The organism is Deminuibacter soli (assembly GCF_003412455.1).
In the GTDB taxonomy this organism is placed as follows: domain Bacteria; phylum Bacteroidota; class Bacteroidia; order Chitinophagales; family Chitinophagaceae; genus Deminuibacter; species Deminuibacter soli.
The window spans coordinates 550954-569696 of the sequence record NZ_QTJU01000002.1 but is presented as its reverse complement, the minus strand read 5'-3'; the positions used below and the strand labels follow the sequence as shown (position 1 = coordinate 569696).

Annotated in this window: 14 protein-coding genes; 5 read left to right on the top strand and 9 right to left on the bottom strand. The window is 47.9% G+C overall.

Going from position 1 to position 18743, the window contains the following annotated elements; genetic code table 11:
- Positions 1-45 precede the first annotated feature (45 nt).
- The gene (locus DXN05_RS08870; RefSeq protein WP_116846859.1) at positions 46-1305 is read right to left on the bottom strand and encodes an aminotransferase class I/II-fold pyridoxal phosphate-dependent enzyme; all 1260 of its coding nucleotides are present in this window, start codon (positions 1303-1305) and stop codon (positions 46-48) included.
- A 218-nt stretch (positions 1306-1523) separates the two neighbouring features.
- Between DXN05_RS08870 and pafA the strand changes: the two genes are divergently transcribed.
- A complete protein-coding gene (pafA, locus tag DXN05_RS08865) occupies positions 1524-3179 on the top strand; it encodes an alkaline phosphatase PafA (RefSeq protein ID WP_116847151.1) in 1656 nt (551 codons plus the stop codon).
- Positions 3180-3442: 263 nt separating this feature from the next.
- Entirely contained in the window at positions 3443-6262 is a 2820-nt protein-coding gene (locus DXN05_RS08860) for a M16 family metallopeptidase (protein WP_116846858.1), read from the top strand.
- A gap of 136 nt (positions 6263-6398) precedes the next feature.
- On the opposite strand, the gene DXN05_RS08855 is transcribed toward DXN05_RS08860, so the two are convergent.
- The 5 genes from DXN05_RS08855 to DXN05_RS08835 form a co-directional block, all read right to left on the bottom strand.
- Positions 6399-7376: a YpdA family putative bacillithiol disulfide reductase gene (locus DXN05_RS08855; protein ID WP_116846857.1), complete on the bottom strand. Its 978-nt coding sequence runs from the start codon at positions 7374-7376 to the stop codon at positions 6399-6401.
- A gap of 253 nt (positions 7377-7629) precedes the next feature.
- Positions 7630-8862, bottom strand: coding sequence for an NADP-dependent isocitrate dehydrogenase (locus DXN05_RS08850; protein WP_116846856.1), 1233 nt, complete (start codon positions 8860-8862; stop codon positions 7630-7632).
- 222 nt (positions 8863-9084) lie between these two features.
- Complete coding sequence (locus DXN05_RS08845; protein ID WP_116846855.1) at positions 9085-9579, bottom strand: GNAT family N-acetyltransferase; 495 nt, start codon at positions 9577-9579, stop codon at positions 9085-9087.
- On the bottom strand, positions 9579-11459 hold the full coding sequence (locus DXN05_RS08840) for an Nramp family divalent metal transporter (protein ID WP_211330005.1): 1881 nt from the start codon (positions 11457-11459) through the stop codon (positions 9579-9581). Before DXN05_RS08840 ends, DXN05_RS08845 begins: the two co-directional genes overlap by 1 nt.
- Positions 11460-11461: 2 nt before the next feature.
- On the bottom strand, positions 11462-12127 hold the full coding sequence (locus DXN05_RS08835) for a metal-dependent transcriptional regulator (RefSeq protein ID WP_116846854.1): 666 nt from the start codon (positions 12125-12127) through the stop codon (positions 11462-11464).
- Positions 12128-12226: 99 nt separating this feature from the next.
- Here DXN05_RS08835 and DXN05_RS08830 point away from each other — a divergent pair, with 99 nt between their 5' ends.
- Positions 12227-13183 (top strand): hypothetical protein, encoded by a 957-nt coding sequence (locus tag DXN05_RS08830; RefSeq protein ID WP_147313869.1) that lies wholly within the window; start codon positions 12227-12229, stop codon positions 13181-13183.
- A gap of 141 nt (positions 13184-13324) precedes the next feature.
- Here the strand turns inward: DXN05_RS08830 and DXN05_RS08825 are convergent, their stop codons facing one another.
- A complete protein-coding gene (locus DXN05_RS08825) occupies positions 13325-14494 on the bottom strand; it encodes an AIR synthase related protein (RefSeq protein WP_116846852.1) in 1170 nt (389 codons plus the stop codon).
- A 179-nt stretch (positions 14495-14673) separates the two neighbouring features.
- On the opposite strand from DXN05_RS08825, the gene DXN05_RS08820 reads away from it, so the two are divergent.
- A complete protein-coding gene (locus tag DXN05_RS08820) occupies positions 14674-15618 on the top strand; it encodes a bifunctional riboflavin kinase/FAD synthetase (protein WP_116846851.1) in 945 nt (314 codons plus the stop codon).
- Positions 15619-15623: 5 nt separating this feature from the next.
- Here DXN05_RS08820 and holA read toward each other — a convergent pair whose 3' ends face one another.
- A complete protein-coding gene (holA, locus tag DXN05_RS08815; RefSeq protein WP_116846850.1) occupies positions 15624-16625 on the bottom strand; it encodes a DNA polymerase III subunit delta in 1002 nt (333 codons plus the stop codon).
- 241 nt (positions 16626-16866) lie between these two features.
- Positions 16867-17577 carry a ribonuclease H-like domain-containing protein gene (locus DXN05_RS08810; RefSeq protein WP_116847149.1) on the bottom strand — a complete coding sequence of 237 codons (711 nt, stop codon included), beginning with the start codon at positions 17575-17577 and terminating at the stop codon, positions 16867-16869.
- 81 nt (positions 17578-17658) lie between these two features.
- Between DXN05_RS08810 and DXN05_RS08805 the strand changes: the two genes are divergently transcribed.
- Positions 17659-18645 carry a hypothetical protein gene (locus DXN05_RS08805; RefSeq protein WP_147313868.1) on the top strand — a complete coding sequence of 329 codons (987 nt, stop codon included), beginning with the start codon at positions 17659-17661 and terminating at the stop codon, positions 18643-18645.
- Positions 18646-18743 lie beyond the last annotated feature (98 nt).

The following is an 18743-nucleotide window of genomic DNA, read 5'->3' as shown; positions in this document are numbered from 1 at the left end:
TGTAACTAACAGAAAGGCTTTAGATATGTTGTAATCAGTAATGATTTAGCGTGATTCGGCCATATCAGGAATAGCTTCCACTTTGTACGCACCTGCATCCAGCTTGGCTTTTGTTTCGCTGAAAGCAGTGAGTGTGCGCTGGATATCCTCATCGCTGTGTGCAGCGGTAGGAATCAAACGGTAAATAATGTGGCCTTTCGGAATAACAGGATACACCACGATAGAACAGAAGATGCCGTAGTTTTCGCGCAGGTCCATTACCATTGCTGTGGCTTCTTCCACACCACCTTTCATATATACCGGTGTAACTACGCTGTTGGTGCTGCCGATGTCAAAACCGCGGTCTTTCAAACCTTGCTGCAGTTTCAATGCGTTCTCCCATAATTTGGCGCGCATTTCGGGCATGGTACGCAGCATGTCCAGGCGTTTCAGGTTACCTACCACGATAGGCATGGGCAGGCTTTTCGCGAATATCTGTGAACGTACGTTGTAACGGATGTAATCAATTATCACCCGCGGACCGGCGATAAACGCACCGATAGAGGCCATTGATTTGGCGAAAGTAGAGAAGTACAGATCAATACCATCCTGGCAGCCCTGCGCTTCACCCGCACCTGCACCGGTATCACCCAGTGTACCAAAACCATGCGCATCATCTACCAGCAGGCGGAATTCGTATTTGCTTTTCAGGTCTACTGTTTCTTTCAGTTTACCCTGGTCGCCGGCCATACCAAATACACCTTCGGTAATTACCAGGATACCGCCTGAACCTTGTTTTTCAATAAGGGCAGTAGCACGTTCCAGCTGTTTTTCCAGGTCTTCTATATCGTTGTGCTTGTACACATACCTGTGACCGGGGTGCAAACGCAAACCGTCAATAATACAGGCATGGCTTTCAGCATCGTATACAATTACATCATGACGGCCGCAAATGGCGTCAATCGCACTCATAATACCCTGGTAACCAAAATTCAGCAGGATGGAATCTTCTTTTCCTTCAAATTCTGCCAGCTCTTTTTCCAGTTGCTCGTGGTAATTAGAGTTACCGCTCATCATGCGCGCACCCATCGGCAACGCCATACCAAATTCAGCTGCAGCATCAGCATCCACTTTACGTATAGCCGGGTGATTGGCCAGGCCCAGGTAGTTGTTCAGGCTCCATACAATCATTTCTTTACCGCGGAATTTCATGCGGCTGCCGATTTCTCCTTCCAGTTTAGGGAACGCAAAATAACCATGCGCCCTGTCGCGGTGCTGACCAATAGGACCATAATGTTTGATCAATCTTTCAAAGATATCTGCCATGTGTGCTGATTTTAAATGCCAGTTAACACGTTGATAGTCATTGCATATCAACGCAGGGGGTTAATCGGCTGTGTTAATTTATCTTGAATTGTTGCAAAAATAACCTATTCACACAACCGGGCAAAAGTAAAATGAACACAATGTATGCACCTTCACCTTTTGTTAACGAAATTAACAAGCTCCGAACACCTACTTTTGCGCCAAATAATTCATCAGCAATGAAAAAAACGGTGTTTTCCCTGGTGGCGCTGCTAGCCTTAAGTCCCGTATTCAGCCAGAATACAACTACCGGCAAAACCGCAGCCGCCGGCAGTATCAGCAGGCCCAAATTGGTAGTAGGTATCGTAATTGACCAGATGCGCTGGGATTACCTGTACCGTTACAATAATCTCTTCAAACCCAATGGCGGCTTCAAACGCTTCCTCGGTGAAGGCTTTACCTGCGAAAATACGTTTATCCCCTATACACCCACTTATACTGCCGCCGGCCATACCTGCGTGTACACCGGCAGCGTTCCCAATATTCACGGCATCGTAGGCAATAACTGGTACGATCAGCTGCAGCAACGCGTGGTGTACTGCGCTGAAGACAAAAGCGTTACAGGCGTAGGCAGCAATACCCCCGAGGGACAAATGAGCCCCCGCAACATGCTCGCCAACACTGTGGGTGACGAACTGCGACTGGCCACCAACTTCAAAAGCAAGGTGATAGGCGTTGCATTGAAAGACCGCGGAGCCATCCTCCCTGCCGGTCATGGTGCCAATGCCGCTTACTGGTACGATGGTAAAACCGGTGACTTTATCACCAGCACCTACTACATGAAACAGCTGCCAGCCTGGGTGCAGGCGTTTAACCAGCGCAAACTGGTAGATTCCCTGTACAAACTCAACTGGAACCCCATACTGAACAAAAGTGTTTACGGCGAATACAGCACGGAAGACGAAAAAGCCTACGAAGGCAAACCTTTCAACAACAGCAGCACCAGCATGCCCTACAGCCTGGAAGCTTTTGCAGGAAAAGACTACAGCAAAATATCTTCTACCCCCCACGGCAACACGCTTACCGCCGAAATGGCCAAAGCAGCCGTACTGGCCGAACAACTGGGTAAAGGCACCAGCACCGATTTCCTGGCAGTGAGCTTTTCTTCACCCGACTATGTGGGTCACACCTTTGGCCCCAACTCATGGGAGCAGCTGGATGACTATGTACGCCTCGACGAAACCATCGGTAAACTCTTCGAATTTCTTGATGCCACTGTTGGTAAAAACCAGTACACCGTATTTCTCACCGCCGATCATGGCGTAGCCCATGTTCCCGGCTTTATGAAAGAGCACAACATGCCCGGTGGTTTGTTCACGGCAGACATCATTAAAAACCTGAACACCGAACTGAAAACCACGTTCGGCTTAGACAACCTGGTAACCGGCGATTACAACTACCAGGTACACCTGAACCACAAACGCATCGATTCTGCCAATGCATCTACCGATGCCATCAGCACTTTCGTGGTAAACTACCTGAAGAAACAGGAATCAGTAGCCAATGCGTTCGAGCTGTCAAAACTCATGACCAGCCCCATGAACAACACCCTGCGTGAGCGCTTTGCCAATGGCTACTACCCAACCCGCAGCGGCGACATCCAGTTTATGCTGAAACCTGGCTATGTGGAAGGTGGCGCCACCGGCACCACGCACGGCTTGTGGAACCCCTACGATGCCCATATTCCCCTGCTGTGGTATGGCTGGGGTATTAAACACGGCAAAACCAACCGCGAAACCTACATGACAGATATCGCCCCCACCGTTTCATCCCTGTTACACATACAAATGCCCAACGGCAGTGTGGGTCACGTAATTGAAGAAGTGTACAAATAGTGTTTTATGGCATATAAAAAGGCAGCCCGGCGGGCTGCCTTTTTTGTTCCGGCATGCCGTGAATCGTCAGTCGTGAGTAGAAGAGCCAGCAACAACCGCGAACCGATTATAACTGTCGCCGGAGGCGATTTACATTAAACAGGCTTGCAGCTGCTTTATTCACTATTGGCTATTCTCTGTTCACCGGCTTTCGTTCACTCACTAAACCGCCCCTGAACCATCAAAAAGGATTATTTTCATTCCCCATAACCATTCGCAACAATATGAATACGACCTGCAAGCTATTTGGCCTGGCTTTATTGAGTACGTTATGCTTCGGTATAACAAAGGCCCAAACCAGCCTTACCGACAAGCTGCCCTTCGACAGCACGGTGGTAAAAGGCAAACTGGCCAACGGACTAACCTATTACATTAAACAGAACAAAAGACCGGAAAACAAAGTAGAACTGCGCCTCGCCGTAAACGCAGGCTCTATACTGGAAGACAATGACCAGCAGGGCCTGGCACACTTTACCGAGCACATGGCATTCAACGGCTCTACCCATTTTAAAAAGAATGAACTGGTGAGCTACCTGCAAACACTGGGTATTGAATTTGGGGCAGACTTAAATGCCTATACCAGCTTTGACGAAACCATCTATATTTTACCCGTTCCCCTGAGCGATCCCGCCAATCTCGAAAAAGGCATGCAGGTGCTGCAGGACTGGGCCGGCGGCCTTTCGTATGAAGCCAGTGAAATAGATGCAGAACGCAATGTTGTACTCGAAGAAAGCCGCATGGGCAAGGGCGCAGACGATCGCATTATGCGCAAGATTTATCCCAGGCAATATGCAGGCAGCAAATACGCCGTGCGACTGCCCATTGGCAAAGACAGCATTCTGAAAACCTTTAAATATGATGCAGCCCGCCGCTTTTATAAAACCTGGTACCGCCCTAACCTGATGGCCGTATTAATTGTGGGCGATATCGATGTAGCCAAAGCAGCAACACTGGTACACCAGTATTTTGATACACTGAAAAACCCTGTTACACCCAAAACGCGTGTACTGGCGCCACTGGTGCCCAGGCAAAAAAGCGAAGCCGTGGTGGTGACCGATAAAGAAGCCACCAACTTTATCACCGAGATAGATTATACCATTAAACCCGAGAAAGAAGACAGCACGCTGGGCGATTACCGCCAAACCATTATCAAACAGCTGTTCACCACCATGCTGAACCAGCGCCTTTCAGAGAAAACACAGGTGGCCGATCCGCCCTACCTCTTTGCAGGCACCGGTTTTAACAGTTATGCCAGGGGATACGAAGGCTTTATCGCTACAACTGCAGCAGGCAGCAAAGGGCCCGATACAGCCCTGCACGTAATGCTTAGTGAAATAAACCGCGCACGCGTTTACGGCTTTGGTGAAGATGAACTGGACAGGGCAAAGAAACAATTGCTTGCCGGTATGGAAAAGCTGTACAACGATCGCAGTAAAACAGAATCATCGCCCATTATTGAAGAGCTGATCCGCAACTTCCTTACCGGTGAAACAGTGCCCGGTATAGCACGCGAATACAATTATTACAAAGACCTGCTGCCCGGCATTTCCCTTGCCGAAATACAGGCATTGAATACCTCCATTAAACAGGATGCACCGCTGTTCATCAGCCTGCAGGGCCCTGATAAAAGCGGGTTTAAACTGCCTACCGGTACACAGTTGCTGGCGCAAACGCAGAAATGGATGCATGAAAAACCTGTGCAGGTAACGGAGAAAAAAGTAGCCGCCAGCCTCATGGAAAAATTGCCTGAGCCAGGCACCATTACTGCAGAAAAACAAGACGCAGCACTGGGTACTACGGAAATAACATTTGCCAATGGCGCTAAGGTGATACTGAAACCCACAGAATTTAAGAACGATGAAATAAGCCTCAGCTCTTTCCACAAAGGCGGCGCATCCTGGTACGATGCACCCGATGTAATGACGGCAGGCAATGCAGCCACTATTGTGCAAACCATGGGCGTAGGCGATTTCTCCCCTGTTGATTTGCGTAAAGTACTTGCCGGTAAGGTAGCCGGTGTTAGTCCGCGCATCGGTAATATCTCTGCCGGCATCAGCGGCAGCAGCAGTGTGAAAGACGTAGAAACCATGCTGCAGCTGGGATACCTGTATTTAACACAGCCCCGCAAAGACGAAGCCCTGTTCAACGGCTGGAAAGCCAGTGAAAAAGCATCTGTACAATACGCACTGGCCAACCCTTCCAATGTATTTGTAGATACTTTCTACCAGGTACTGTACCAGAACAATCCGCTGGCACAACGCGTAGTACCACGCCCGCACGATTTTGATGCCATCAACCTCGACCGTGCCATTGAAATTTACAAAGAACGCCTGGGCGATGCCACCGACTTCACCTTTATTATGGTGGGCAATATTGATACAGCCACCGTTATACCATTGTTGGCAAGATACATCGGCAGCCTGCCCGGAAGCGGCAAACCGGCTGCATTTAAAGACAACGGTGTACGCCTGGCCAAAGGCCACATTAAGCTGAATATAAACAAAGGCACAGAACAGAAAAGCCTCATCGTAAACTGCTACAACGATGAGATTCCTTTTAATGAAGACCTCGACTTAAAAACACAGGCCCTGTGCGACATCCTCAATATCAAAATCACGGAAGACCTGCGCGAGAAAATGGGCGGCATTTACGGCGGCAGCATTTCAGGCGGCGTTAGCAAGTACCCGTACAGCAACTACTCACTGGTACTGGAACTGCCCTGCGGACCAGAAAATGTAACCAAACTGCAACAGGCTTTTGCTGCTGAATTAGACAGTATCAAAACAATGGGGCCTGAGCAGAAAAACCTCGATAAAGTGAAGAAAACCTGGATTGAGAAATACAAGGTACAGTTGAAAGAAAACGGCTTCTGGCTGGGCGTTATACAAAGCATGTATTACCAGGGTAACGATGCCAAACGCGTATTCACCTACGAGCAACGCGTAAACGCCATCACTATCGATGACATTAAACAAACAGCCAACCTGCTCTTCAATAACAAGAATGTGATTGAAGGCGTGCTGAATCCTGAGAAGAAAAAATAGGCAACAACCATAATTCATAAAAAAATGCCCTGTCCCGGTAAGCCGGAGCAGGGCATTTTTTCGTTCAATGGTTCCATGGTTCTATTACCTGATTTGCACACTTTCTCCGTAGGAGTTTTACGAACAAATTTTCAAATTATTGCTGTGCCTTGATGTGTTGTATAATCTGCGTGGCATGTACGCGCGAGTTTTCGATAAACAGCTTGTGCGTATCCATACCACCGCAAACCACGCCTGCCAGGAAAATGCCTTCCTGGTTGGTTTCCATGGTTTCGGGGTTATAAGTCGGGCAATGTTTTTCATCTTCAGAGAACACAATACCAAAGCGTTCCAGCATCTTGAAATCAGGGCGGTAGCCCGTCATAGCCAGCACCCAGTCGTTCTCAATGGTAACAAGCCCATCCGGTGTTTGTATGTCCACTTCGTTCTCACGCACAGCCGTAACATGCGATTGAAAATAAGCTTTGATACTTCCCTCTTTAATGCGGTTTTCAATATCCGGTCGTACCCAGTATTTCACACTTTTACCAATCACTTCCTGCCGCACTACCATGGTTACGTCTGCTCCCCTGCGCCAACATTCCAGCGCCACATCTACCGCAGAATTGCTTGCACCAATCACCACTACTTTCTGAAACGCATAAAAATGCGGGTCTTTATAGTAGTGTTTTACCTTCGGCAAATCTTCGCCCGGTATACCCATATAATTGGGCACATCATAAAACCCCGTAGCAATAACCACATTGCCCGCAGTATACCAACCTTTGCTTGTTTCAATATCAAAAGTGCGCTCCGCGGCCTGCTGGTTGCGGGATACAGTTTTTACTTCTTCAAACAAATGCACATTTAAATTGAACAGTTGCTTTACGCGGCGATAGTACTCAACTGCCTCATTGCGGTTGGGTTTATTGTTGAGGCTCATAAACGGCACGTTGCCTATTTCAAGCCTTTCAGAGGTAGAGAAGAATGTCATGAACACCGGGTAATTAAACAGGCTGTTCACCAGGGTTCCCTTTTCTATAATCACATAACTTAAACCTGCTTCTTTTGCTGCAATACCACAGGCCATGCCAATAGGGCCGGCGCCTATGATGAGAATATCATACTTGCTCATGTTCCAAAGCTAAGGATAATTTCGTGAGCCCCATTCGTGCGTTGTCAGTCGTGAGTTGTGCGTGATATTTTTTACCGCAAAGAGCACAAAGAGAAAGCCCGCAAAGGCCGCAAAGAGGCTGTTTTCGAGAATCAACGGTCGATAACTATTGAACCCATTGAACCATTGAACTATTGAACCTTCTTAAAAAACAAAAACGGGCCGCAACAAGTGCGGCCCGTGAATAAGCTCTTGATAAAACGGGGAACTATTTCTATTTAGCCAGTTTAGCTTTCAGGTTCTGATCCAGTGCGTCCAGGAACTCTTCGGTATACAGGTAATCTTTACCATGTTCTACCTTGTTGCCATGAATACATACGGCCAGGTCTTTTGTCATTTTACCGCTCTCAACGGTTTCAACGCAAACAGCTTCCAGTGCATGACAGAAGTCAATCAGCGGCTGGTTGCCATCCAGTTTGCCACGGAACTCCAGGCCCCTTGTCCACGCGAAGATTGACGCGATAGGGTTGGTAGAAGTGGGTTTGCCTTTCTGGTGGTCGCGGTAGTGACGGGTAACAGTGCCGTGTGCAGCTTCTGCTTCCATTACCTTTCCATCAGGAGTAACCAGTGTAGAGGTCATGAGGCCGAGTGAGCCAAAGCCCTGGGCTACGGTATCGCTCTGCACATCACCATCATAGTTTTTACAAGCCCATACAAAGTTACCATTCCATTTCAGGGCGCTGGCAACCATGTCATCAATCAGGCGGTGTTCGTACACAATACCGATTGCGTCGAATTTCGCTTTGAACTCAGTCTCGTAAATGTCCTGGAATATGTCTTTGAAACGGCCATCATATTTTTTGAGGATGGTGTTTTTGGTAGACAGGTACAGGGGCCATTTTTTAATCAATGCCTGGTTAAAACAAGCGCGCGCAAAGCCTTTGATGCTTTCGTCGGTATTGTACATAGCCAATGCTACGCCATCACCTTTGAAGTTGTACACTTCAAATTCCTGCACATCACCGTTTTCACCTTCAAATTTAATGGTCAGTTTACCCTTGCCTTTGGTAACAAAGTCTGTAGCGCGGTACTGGTCGCCAAATGCGTGACGGCCGATACAGATAGGTGCAGTCCAGTTGGGCACCAGGCGTGGTACATTTGAACATACAATAGGCTCGCGGAAAACAGTACCGTCGAGAATGTTGCGGATAGTGCCGTTGGGGCTCTTCCACATCTGTTTCAGGTTAAACTCGGTAACGCGTGCTTCATCAGGCGTAATGGTAGCACATTTGATACCTACGCCATATTGCTTGATCGCATTGGCAGCATCAATGGTTACCTGGTCATTCGTCTGGTCACGGTATTCAACGCCAAGGTCAAAATATTTAATGTCTACGTCAACGTAGGGAAGAATCAGTTTGTCTTTAATGAATTTCCATATGATCCTTGTCATTTCATCGCCGTCCAGTTCCACCACGGGATTGGCAACTTTAATTTTTTCAGCCATTTCAATTTTGATTTTGGTTAAAAAACGGCTACAAATGTAGGGGTTTGTGAAATTGCACCGCAATAAAACAATTCAGGTATTTTGTCCGCAAACAGCCGTATATGCAATAAATACAGCATGTTTCATTTTAGCACCTGTTTAGCAGCCCTTTTGCAGCGGCTGTACCTGCATCTTTACTGCCCGGCAACAATTAAACAATTGAACTAGGAAACCATTGAACCATCATGCTTCAAGCTCTTTCAGCATCCATATATCACAACCAAAGTGACCGGATTGCCCCAGCGGGCCATCAAGGTAAGTGAACCCGCATTTTTCGTACAGGCCGATGGCATTGTGCAGTTCGGGCATGGTTTCAAGATACACCTGCTTAAAACCCAGTTCTGCTGCAGTTTCAAAACACTGCTCAATCAGTTTTTTGCCCCAGCCCTTACCGCGTGTGCCGGCATGCAGGTACAGTTTTACCAGTTCGCAGCAGCCTTCCGGCAAGCCTGGTGTGGGGTAAACGCCCCCACCGCCTGCTATCTCACCATCCATTTCAGCAATCCAGTAAAAAGCGCCGGGTGTTTCAAACAAATGAAACAGGTCGTCCGTGGTCGGATCGTAATACACCGTTCCCGGTTTGTTGGCCTTAAACTCGGTCAATACACTGCGTATCAGTGCGGCAATGGCTTTGTTATCTGCCTGTTCTATCTTTCTTAATGTTAATGTTCCTGCCATCAGTTCACAATTAATATCGGTATGGTTAATTTATGTCTTACCTGGTTTACGGTTTCGCCGTACAACCAGTCTTTCAGCCCGCTGTGGCGGTGTGCACCCATCACCAGCATATCGGCTTTCGATTCCTTTACAATGCGTACAATTTCCTGTATACGGCTCTTATAGCCCAACCGGGTATGTACGGTGTAACCCATTAACCGCAGCTGTTCTGCATACAGTTCCAGCTGCTGGTTGTCTGCGCGGGTTTCATGGTCATCGGCTTTATCGCCCAAGTAACTGGCCGATACGGTTTCTACAATATGCAGCAGATAATACACGGCTTCTTTCTTTCCCTGCGCCAGTGCATTGGCAATCAGTTTTTCATCGCCCGAGCCAAAATCAAGCGCTACGGCAATCACCGATACCGGTTGTATAGACAGGTTTATCAGCGGCTTGTCTTCCTTATGTACACTGGCATTGGAGCGGCGCCGGCTTTTCTGTACCAGCGGTAAAAAGGTCATCATGGCAAACAGCCATGCAAATGCCAGCCATGCAATACTGATACCGATTTTGGTACCCAGGTGCCCGGGCTGCGCATAGGCTTCAAAAGAGGATTGCATTACCAGGCGCACGTTTAAAAACACCAGTATGGCTGCCACAACCCAGGCCGTAATTTTCACGTGCATGCGTATGGCAAATTCACCCATGCTTACTTTATCGCTCACAAAATGAATCAATGGTATAATTGCAAAACCCAGCTGCAGGCTCAGTATTACCTGGCTAAACACCAGCAGGTCGTCGAGATGGCTTTCGCCCCAGATGGTGATCACCAGCACAGCCGGCACAATGGCCAGCAAACGCGTAAGCAGCCTGCGCAGCAGCGGGTTAATGCGCAGGCGAAGATAACCTTCCATCACAATCTGCCCGGCCAGCGTACCGGTAACGGTAGAGCTTTGTCCGGCTGCAATCAATGCAATGGCAAACAGCAGGGGTGCCAGTTTGGTGCCCAGCATGGGTTGCAGCAGGCGGTGTGCATCTTCAATCTTGGCCACATCCTGGTTGCCGGTGGTAAAAAACACGGCAGCGGCCAGCACCAGTATTGCCGCATTTACCAGGAAGGCTACGTTGAGTGCAATGGTACTGTCAATGGCGTTAAACTTCAGTGCCTGCTTAATACTTGTACTGTCGCCTTTTATCTTTCGTGTTTGCACCAGTGCAGAATGCAGGTACAGGTTATGCGGCATTACTGTGGCGCCAATAATACCCACAGCAATGTACAGGGCTTTTTCATTGAGGCGTGTAGGTATAAAACCTTTCACCACGTCGCCCATATGCGGTTTGGCCATTACTACTTCTATCAAAAAAGAAATACCGATCACGGCGACCAACGCAATGATAAATGCCTCCATTTTACGCATGCCCAGGCGTTGCAGGTAAAACAGCAGAAAGGTATCGAGCACGGTTAAGGTTACGCCCCATAACACGGGCAAACCGGTGAGCAGTTGTATACCGATGGCCATACCCAGCACCTCGGCCAGGTCGCAGGCTGCAATAGCCAGTTCGGCCAGCAGGTACAGGCAAAAGTTCACCAGCGGCGGATACATTTCCCTGTTGGCCTGCGCCAGGTCGCGGCGGCGTACAATGCCCAGGCGTGCACTTAAACTTTGCAGCAGCAGCGCCATCAGGTTGCTCATGAGCAATATCCAGATAAGCTGGTAACCAAACTGTGCGCCACCCTGCAAATCGGTGGCCCAGTTGCCGGGATCCATATAACCAACGCTTACCAGGTAGGCCGGACCAATATAGGCCAGGAACCTGCGCCAGCCCTTCTTTTTCAGCGCAGGATCTATTGTTTCGTGCACATCACCGAGCGACTGGCTGCTATGCATGGATGGTAACATAACTATATAATTTTCACAAACAGTGCCTGTGCCACCTGGTGGCTCAGCATCATTGTTTGCTGGTTCTTTATGGTAATTTCTACAGATTGGTCAAACCCAAACCTGCGTTTTATTTCGAGTTTAGTGCCGATGCCGATATTGCTATGTTTCAGCAATTCGAGCAAGCCCCTGGCCTGGCTGGCCACCGCGCATATCTCGGCCTGCTGGTTTACATCGAGCTGTGTTAAATTCACCTGTTGCTGCGCGGCCATTTTTCCATTGCTGTCTGGTATGGGATCGCCGTGCGGATCGAAGCGGGGATAGTCCAGGAAGGCATCGAGTTTATCGATCAGTTTTTTGCTGTTGATATGCTCCAGCTGTTCGGCTACTTCGTGCACTTCATCCCAGCCAAAATGCAGTTTCTCTACCAGGAAATACTCCCACAAACGGTGCTTGCGGATAATACCCAGCGCAATCTTTTTCCCTTCGCTGTTCAGATAAAAACCCTGGTAAGGTTCGTAATGCAGAATTTTCTTGGCCTTCAGTTTTTTGAGCATATCGGTAACAGAAGCAGGACGGGTTTCCAGCGCAGCAGCCAGGTCGTTGGTAAATACCTTACCCGACAACTGTTGCAGGTGATAAATCGCCTTAATATGGTTCTCTTCCGCGACCGTGAAATTAGGCTGCACAAAAAATGAATTTAGACAAATCTAAATTTTTTACCGCATTTTTGGAAACCGGATGACGGGTATTTGACTGAAAGCAATATTTTTATCAAAATAATAAGTATGCCCAAAGCATGGCTAGCATTATTTCTCCTGATATCCTTTAGTGCCTGCAAGGGTAAAAAGACCGCTGTTAGTGGTGATGCACCGGTGAAAACCAATGACTTCCTCGCGGCATTCCCTACGCTCACGCTGCCATTCCAGGCGGCAGACACCAATGTGCAGAAACTGGCCGATACAACGGTCATCAGCCATAAAGTAATGTCGCAGTTTGTTCCCGATTCGGTAGTAACACTGTTTGCCGGGAAAGACACGAAGACCAAAATACACCCCATTGGCAAAATTGACAAGGGCAGCGGAGAGCTGTACCTGCTGGCAAACTTTAGCCAGGGTAAGAAAACAAAACTGGTGGCTTTTGTGCTGGATAAAAAAGACAAATACATTACCGCCCTTCCGCTGCTCAGCAACAGCAACGACGATGGTCACCGCCATTATGTAAATATTAACCGCGAGCCTACTTTCACCATTGGCCGTGAAAAAATATCTGCCGAAAACCAGTTGCTGTACACCCGTAACGGTTATGCTTTTAACAGCAGCGCCGCTGCCTTCATTGCCATAACCAACGAAACCAATGAAGACGCGCACAAGAACACCGATATCATCAATCCCATTGATACCCTGCCGCGCAAAAACAAATACAGCGGTGAGTATGCAGAAAACAAAAAGAATTTCATTTCCATACGCGATGGCCGTAATGCCTCTACCTACCAGTTCTTCCTGCATTTTGAAAAGAACGATGGGCAATGTACCGGTGAGCTGAAGGGTGAGCTGGTAATGCGCGACGACCGCAAAGCCATATTCCACGAAAACGGTGATCCCTGCGTTATTGATTTCACTTTCAGCAGCAGCGATATCATCATCAAAGAACAAGGCAGCTGCGGCAACCACCGCGGCATGCGCTGCCAGTTCAACGATACTTACCGGAAGAAGAAGGAAAAGAAGAAAGGTTCAAAAGTTTAAAGGTTTAATAGTTTAAAGTTTAAGGTTTAAAGTTTAAGGTTTAGAACACTCACCACTGACCACTCACTACTCACTATATTCACCCAACAAAAACGGCCGCAACATGCGTTACGGCCGTTTTCATTTTTGTATAGCTACCAATTAGTAAGTAATGGTTTTACCGTTTACGGTGAGCAGCAGTTCTTTTTTGTCAGAAGCTTCTACCCTGCCTACTACCTGCGCGTCGATGCTGAATGTTTTGGCTGTTTCAATCATTGCCTGGGCGCTGGCTGCATCGGTGAATATTTCGAGGCGGTGCCCCATGTTAAACACCTGGTACATTTCCTTGTCATCAGCACCCGAGTTCTGCTGTATCAGCCGGAAAATGGGCGGTGCGGCAAACAGGTTGTCTTTGATAATGCGCAGGGGCGACGGCAGGTATTTCATGCACTTGGTTTGTCCGCCACCGCTGCAGTGAATTACGCCATCAATGGCATCAAAATGTTTGTCGAGCAGCACACGCAGCAAAGGCGCATACGTGCGTGTAGGGCTCAGCAACAGTGCACCGATATTCAGGTCTTTGCCGTCAACAGTCAGTGTATCGGTCATTTTCTGTTTGCCGATGTACACCACATTGTCGGGCAGTGTGGTTTCAAATGTTTCGGGGTATTGCTGTGCGTATATTTTATGCAGCACATCGTGGCGGGCGCTGGTTAAACCGTTGCTGCCAAGACCGCTGTTGTAGGCAGTTTCGTAAGTAGCCTGGCCTGCGCTGGAAAAACCAACAATCACGTTGCCGGCTTTTATTTTATCGTTGGTAACGAGTTTGCTTTTGGGCCAGCGGGCAGTCATGGTGCCGTTTACGGCAATGGTGCGTACCACATCACCCACATCGGCAGTTTCGCCGCCGAGGTAATGGATATTTACGCCGAAGGCTTTCAGCTGGTCAAAGAATTCCTGGGTGCCATTGATCACGGCTTCGAGTACTTCACCGGGAATTACTTTTTTATTGCGGTCGATGGTAGAAGAGAAAAGCAGGTTATCTGTAACGCCAATGCATAGCAGGTCGTCAAGGTTCATGGCAACTGCATCTTGTGCAATGCCGCGCCAAACGCTCACATCGCCGGTTTCTTTCCAGTACAGGTAAGCGAGAATGCTTTTGGTACCGGCACCATCGGCATGCATAATATTCACCCACTGGTCGCCGCCGCAGAGGTAATCGGGATAAATTTTACAGAACGCATTGGGATAAAGCCCCTGGTCAAGTTTTTGAATGGCAGCATGCACTTCTTCCTTCTGGGCCGAAACACCTCTTTGAGCGTATAATGACATCGGAAACGATGATTTTTAATGAAATAAATCTGGAAACAGGCGCAAAGGTACGTTAAGCGCGTGAAAGTGTGAAGTGCAGCCCGGGCTGCGTCGCGCAACAGTCATTTTTTACACAGGCCGGGCCGCGGATTTGAACAAATGCACAGTTTTGCGTTCAAACATTTAGATTTGCCCAATCTATGCAGGTACACAGGGACATCAACAGCTTACCGGCTTTTAAAAATGCGGTAGTAACAATAGGCACATTCGACGGGGTGCATACAGGCCATCAGCAGATTATAGCACAGTTGCGCAACGAGGCGGCAGCCATTGGCGGCGAAACGGTGATCATTACCTTTCACCCCCATCCCAGGCACATTATCCCGGGCAAAACTCCACCCCAGCTGCTCACCACGCTCGAAGAAAAACTGTTCCTGCTGGCGCGCCACGGGGTTGATCATGTAGTAGTTGTTCCCTTCAGCACCGAGTTCTCGAACCAGCCGGCAGCTTCCTATGTACAGCATTTCCTGTTTGAAAAATTCCACCCGCATACGGTTATCATCGGGTACGATCACCGGTTTGGCAAAGACCGCCAGGGCGATTACCACCTGCTCGAAGATTTTGGCGCACAACTGGGTTTTGCGGTGAAAGAGATTCCCGAACAAATACTGCACGAAGTGATCATCAGCTCAACACGCATACGCCAGGCTATACAAGACAATGATGTGGCTACTGCCAACGAGTTCCTGGGGCATCCTTACTTTTTTGAGGGAACCGTAGTAGAAGGCAACAGGCTGGGCCGTACCATTGGCTTTCCCACCGCCAACCTGCATATTGAAAACGCAGAAAAACTGGTGCCCGGCAACGGTGTGTATGCCGTAACAGCCGAACTGGTAGCCGGCCAGCAATACGAAACCGAAAGCAATACACTCAAAGGCATGATGAACATCGGCGTTCGCCCTACCGTGAATGGCGTTAACCGTACCATTGAGGTAAATCTCTTTGACTTTTCGGAAGATATTTATGGCAAAATGCTGCGTGTGTATGTGCACCACCACCTGCGCAATGAACAAAAGTTCAATGGACTGGATGCGCTGAAAGCACAGCTGGCGCAGGATGCGCTGAATGCAAAAGTGTTGTTGTAACCTGCTTACTGCATCATCATTTTTACCACCAGCTCTTTCATCAGGTCAGCATCTTCGGTACCGGCGTCGTTAATGCCGATGCTGCGGAGGTTATAGTTGTGCAGCAACAGCAATACTTTTTCTGTGCCGCGGAAGTCATAATTGCGCGCGGCGGTAAGGTAGTCTTTCGCAAAAAACGGGTTTACACCGAGCGCAGCTGCAACGGAACGTTCGTCTTTTGAAGGCAGTGAAAACAGGATAAATACCTTACTGAAGAAATTATACAATGCAGGCAGTATCATTTGTATGGGTGCAGCCTTGGGATTGGCTTCAAAGTAGCGGATGATGCGGATAGCCTTAGGCAGGTCTTTCTTCACCACTGCATCCTGCAGCTCAAATACATTGAACTCTTTGCTGATGCCGATGAATTCCTCGATATCTTCTTCTGTAATATTCTTGCGGCCATGCAGGTTTACGGCCAGCTTCTCTACTTCATTCTGTAAACGGCTGAGATCGTTGCCAATGTGATCAACCAGCAGCAGCAAGGCTTTCTGGCTGATGGTTAAACCATGTTGCTGCACCATCTGGTTAGTCCAGTCTGGCAACTGGTTATCATACATCTTCCTGGTAGTAAGCATCTCCCCTTTTGTCTTCAGGAGTTTGGCAAACTTGGTACGGGCATCTACCTTTTTTTCTTTGTAGCTAACCACGAAAACGGTGGAGGCAAGCGGGTTGTCGATATAGGCTTCCAGCTTTTCAATGTCGCGCATTTGCTGGGCTTCTTTCAGTACCACTACCTGCCGCTCGGCAAACATGGGGTAACGCCTGCATGCATTTACTACAGCCGTCCAGTCTGTATCACGACCGTAAAAAATAGTAAGGTTAAAGCCGGCTTCGCTTTCGGGCAGAATATTATGTTCCGCATAATTGATCACCTGGTCAATAAAATAAGGTTCATCACCTTCCAGCCAGTAAACCGGTTTAAAACTTCCTTTTTTCCAATCACCGATGATTTTTTCTGCAGACATAGGGGCAAAGATAAAGAAGAAGCTTTTAGCTGCAAGCTTATAGCGGATAGCATTTGAGAAGCGCTGCGGGCGACGTGTGTATAGCCATGAGCTTCGAGCTGCGAGCCACGAGCTTTATCGAAGCGTATTTTCTCCCGCGGAATATGCGGAAATTCCTGTCATGCCGTTGGCTGTGTCCCCACAGCCAACCTGTGCATACGTGAATACAACTATGTACTTACCATTGTACGCGGCATGAACACTACGTTACCACCGTTACCTGCGTGTCTTTGAGCAGGGGTAGGTTTTTGAAACGCAGGATGACGTTTGCTACTACTACAATATCGCGCTGGCAGTATTCGGCAATGCGTTTAAGGTCTTTATCTACATAATAAACCTCCTGCACCATGCTGCCGTCCATATCGGTTTTAGATGTGGGAACATTGAGTACATTGGCAAGCAGATGCAAGGATATATAGTTTTTAAAATCGCCGAAACGCCACCACTGCAAGGTGTCCAGCATTTTGATGTCCCAGGGTTTGGCACCATGAATCTGCAGGAAGGGAGGTAATGGAACACCGTTGATTAACATGCGGCGACACAGGTAAGGGATGTCAAACTCGCGTATGTTATGACCCGCAAATTCAAACTGTCGGTTGCGTTGGTAAAACTTACCTGCTATAGCAATGAAGTCTTCAAGCAGTTGTTTTTCATTATCACCGCAAAGGGTCTTCATCTTAAAGCAAACAGCTTTCTGTTCATCTTCGTAAAAATAACCGGTTGAAATACACACAACTTTTCCAAATTCGGCGAGTATGCCGGCTCTTAGTTGCCATGCTTCAGCAGGTGTGGTGTTTTCTGGCACGGTTTTGGAAATTTTGTCCCACCAGAGCTGCTGCCATACTGCATCAAGGTCCTCGTACCGTTGCACAAAAGGTACAGTTTCAATGTCTAGTATCAATAGGTTATACATAATAATCCAGTATTTTATCACAATAAGAACAACCACTTAACCGTTATTAATCCGTTTTAAAGAAACAAAAAAAAGAAGCATATGAGTTACGCTAATAATCCGTCAACGAGCCCCCAACCAGCGGGAGAACCTAAAAAAGACAATCGTAAACTGATATATGGTGCATTGATTGTATTACTTCTCTGCACATGGGGCTATATCGTTTATGATAAAAGTAAATCTAAAGAAGAAATTACGCAGCTCCAAACGCAATTCACGAATGTTGATTCAGCGCGCAATGCCGTACAACAGCAGTACAACGATGCTTTAGCCAAAATGGATTCCCTCACGGGCACCAATACCAACCTGCAGGGTTCACTGGCAGAACGCAAGACTGAAATCGACAAGCTGAAATCAGAGATCCGCAGCATATTGAAAGATAAGAACGGAGACCTGTCTAAAGCAAAAGCAAAAATCAATGAGCTGAATGGTAAAATCAACGACCTGCTTGCAGAAGTTGACCGCCTGAAAGGTGAAAATCAACAGCTCACTGCTGCCAACACACAGCTTACCACCGAAAGGGATACGCTGAACAACCAGAAACAGCAGCTGCAACAGAACCTTACTACCACTACTGCTGAAAAAGACAAAGCGGTTGACCTTGGTTCTACCCTGCATGCTTCTAACATCAACATCACTGCCATTGACGTAAAAGGCAACGGTAAAGAAAAAGCAACCACTACCGCTAAAAGAGCAGACCTGCTGCGTATTTCATTTGACCTTGATGAAAACCGTGTAGCTGCCAGCGGTACCAAAGAACTGTATGTTTGTATCACAGGGCCTGATGGCAAACCCATCTCTATCCCTGCATACGGCAGCGGTACTTTCACCACCCGCGATGAAGGTGAAAAAGTATTCACCAACAAAGTAAACGCGAACTACGAACAAGGCAAACGCTCTCCTGTAAGCTTCGACTGGAAACAGGATGGCAAATACCAGACAGGCGATTACAAAATCGAAATTTACCAGAACGGTTTCAAAATTGGCGAAGGCGTGAAAACCCTGAAAAAAGGCGGTTTGTTCAGCTAAGCCAATCATCAAAGTCTCTGCAAAAAATAATCATCGAAAGGCTGCCTGCGGGCAGCCTTTCTTATTTTGTTTGTACCTGCCGCATGCTTTACACCATT

Bases quoted from the DNA above. Each gene is read 5' to 3' on its own strand.
- DXN05_RS08870 (WP_116846859.1), bottom strand. From the start codon at position 1,305: ATGGCAGATATCTTTGAAAGATTGATCAAACATTATGGTCCTATTGGT.
- pafA (WP_116847151.1), top strand. From the start codon at position 1,524: ATGAAAAAAACGGTGTTTTCCCTGGTGGCGCTGCTAGCCTTAAGTCCC.
- DXN05_RS08860 (WP_116846858.1), top strand. From the start codon at position 3,443: ATGAATACGACCTGCAAGCTATTTGGCCTGGCTTTATTGAGTACGTTA.
- DXN05_RS08855 (WP_116846857.1), bottom strand. From the start codon at position 7,376: ATGAGCAAGTATGATATTCTCATCATAGGCGCCGGCCCTATTGGCATG.
- DXN05_RS08850 (WP_116846856.1), bottom strand. From the start codon at position 8,862: ATGGCTGAAAAAATTAAAGTTGCCAATCCCGTGGTGGAACTGGACGGC.
- DXN05_RS08845 (WP_116846855.1), bottom strand. From the start codon at position 9,579: ATGGCAGGAACATTAACATTAAGAAAGATAGAACAGGCAGATAACAAA.
- DXN05_RS08840 (WP_211330005.1), bottom strand. From the start codon at position 11,459: ATGTTACCATCCATGCATAGCAGCCAGTCGCTCGGTGATGTGCACGAA.
- DXN05_RS08830 (WP_147313869.1), top strand. From the start codon at position 12,227: ATGCCCAAAGCATGGCTAGCATTATTTCTCCTGATATCCTTTAGTGCC.
- DXN05_RS08825 (WP_116846852.1), bottom strand. From the start codon at position 14,494: ATGTCATTATACGCTCAAAGAGGTGTTTCGGCCCAGAAGGAAGAAGTG.
- DXN05_RS08820 (WP_116846851.1), top strand. From the start codon at position 14,674: ATGCAGGTACACAGGGACATCAACAGCTTACCGGCTTTTAAAAATGCG.
- holA (WP_116846850.1), bottom strand. From the start codon at position 16,625: ATGTCTGCAGAAAAAATCATCGGTGATTGGAAAAAAGGAAGTTTTAAA.
- DXN05_RS08810 (WP_116847149.1), bottom strand. From the start codon at position 17,577: ATGTATAACCTATTGATACTAGACATTGAAACTGTACCTTTTGTGCAA.
- DXN05_RS08805 (WP_147313868.1), top strand. From the start codon at position 17,659: ATGAGTTACGCTAATAATCCGTCAACGAGCCCCCAACCAGCGGGAGAA.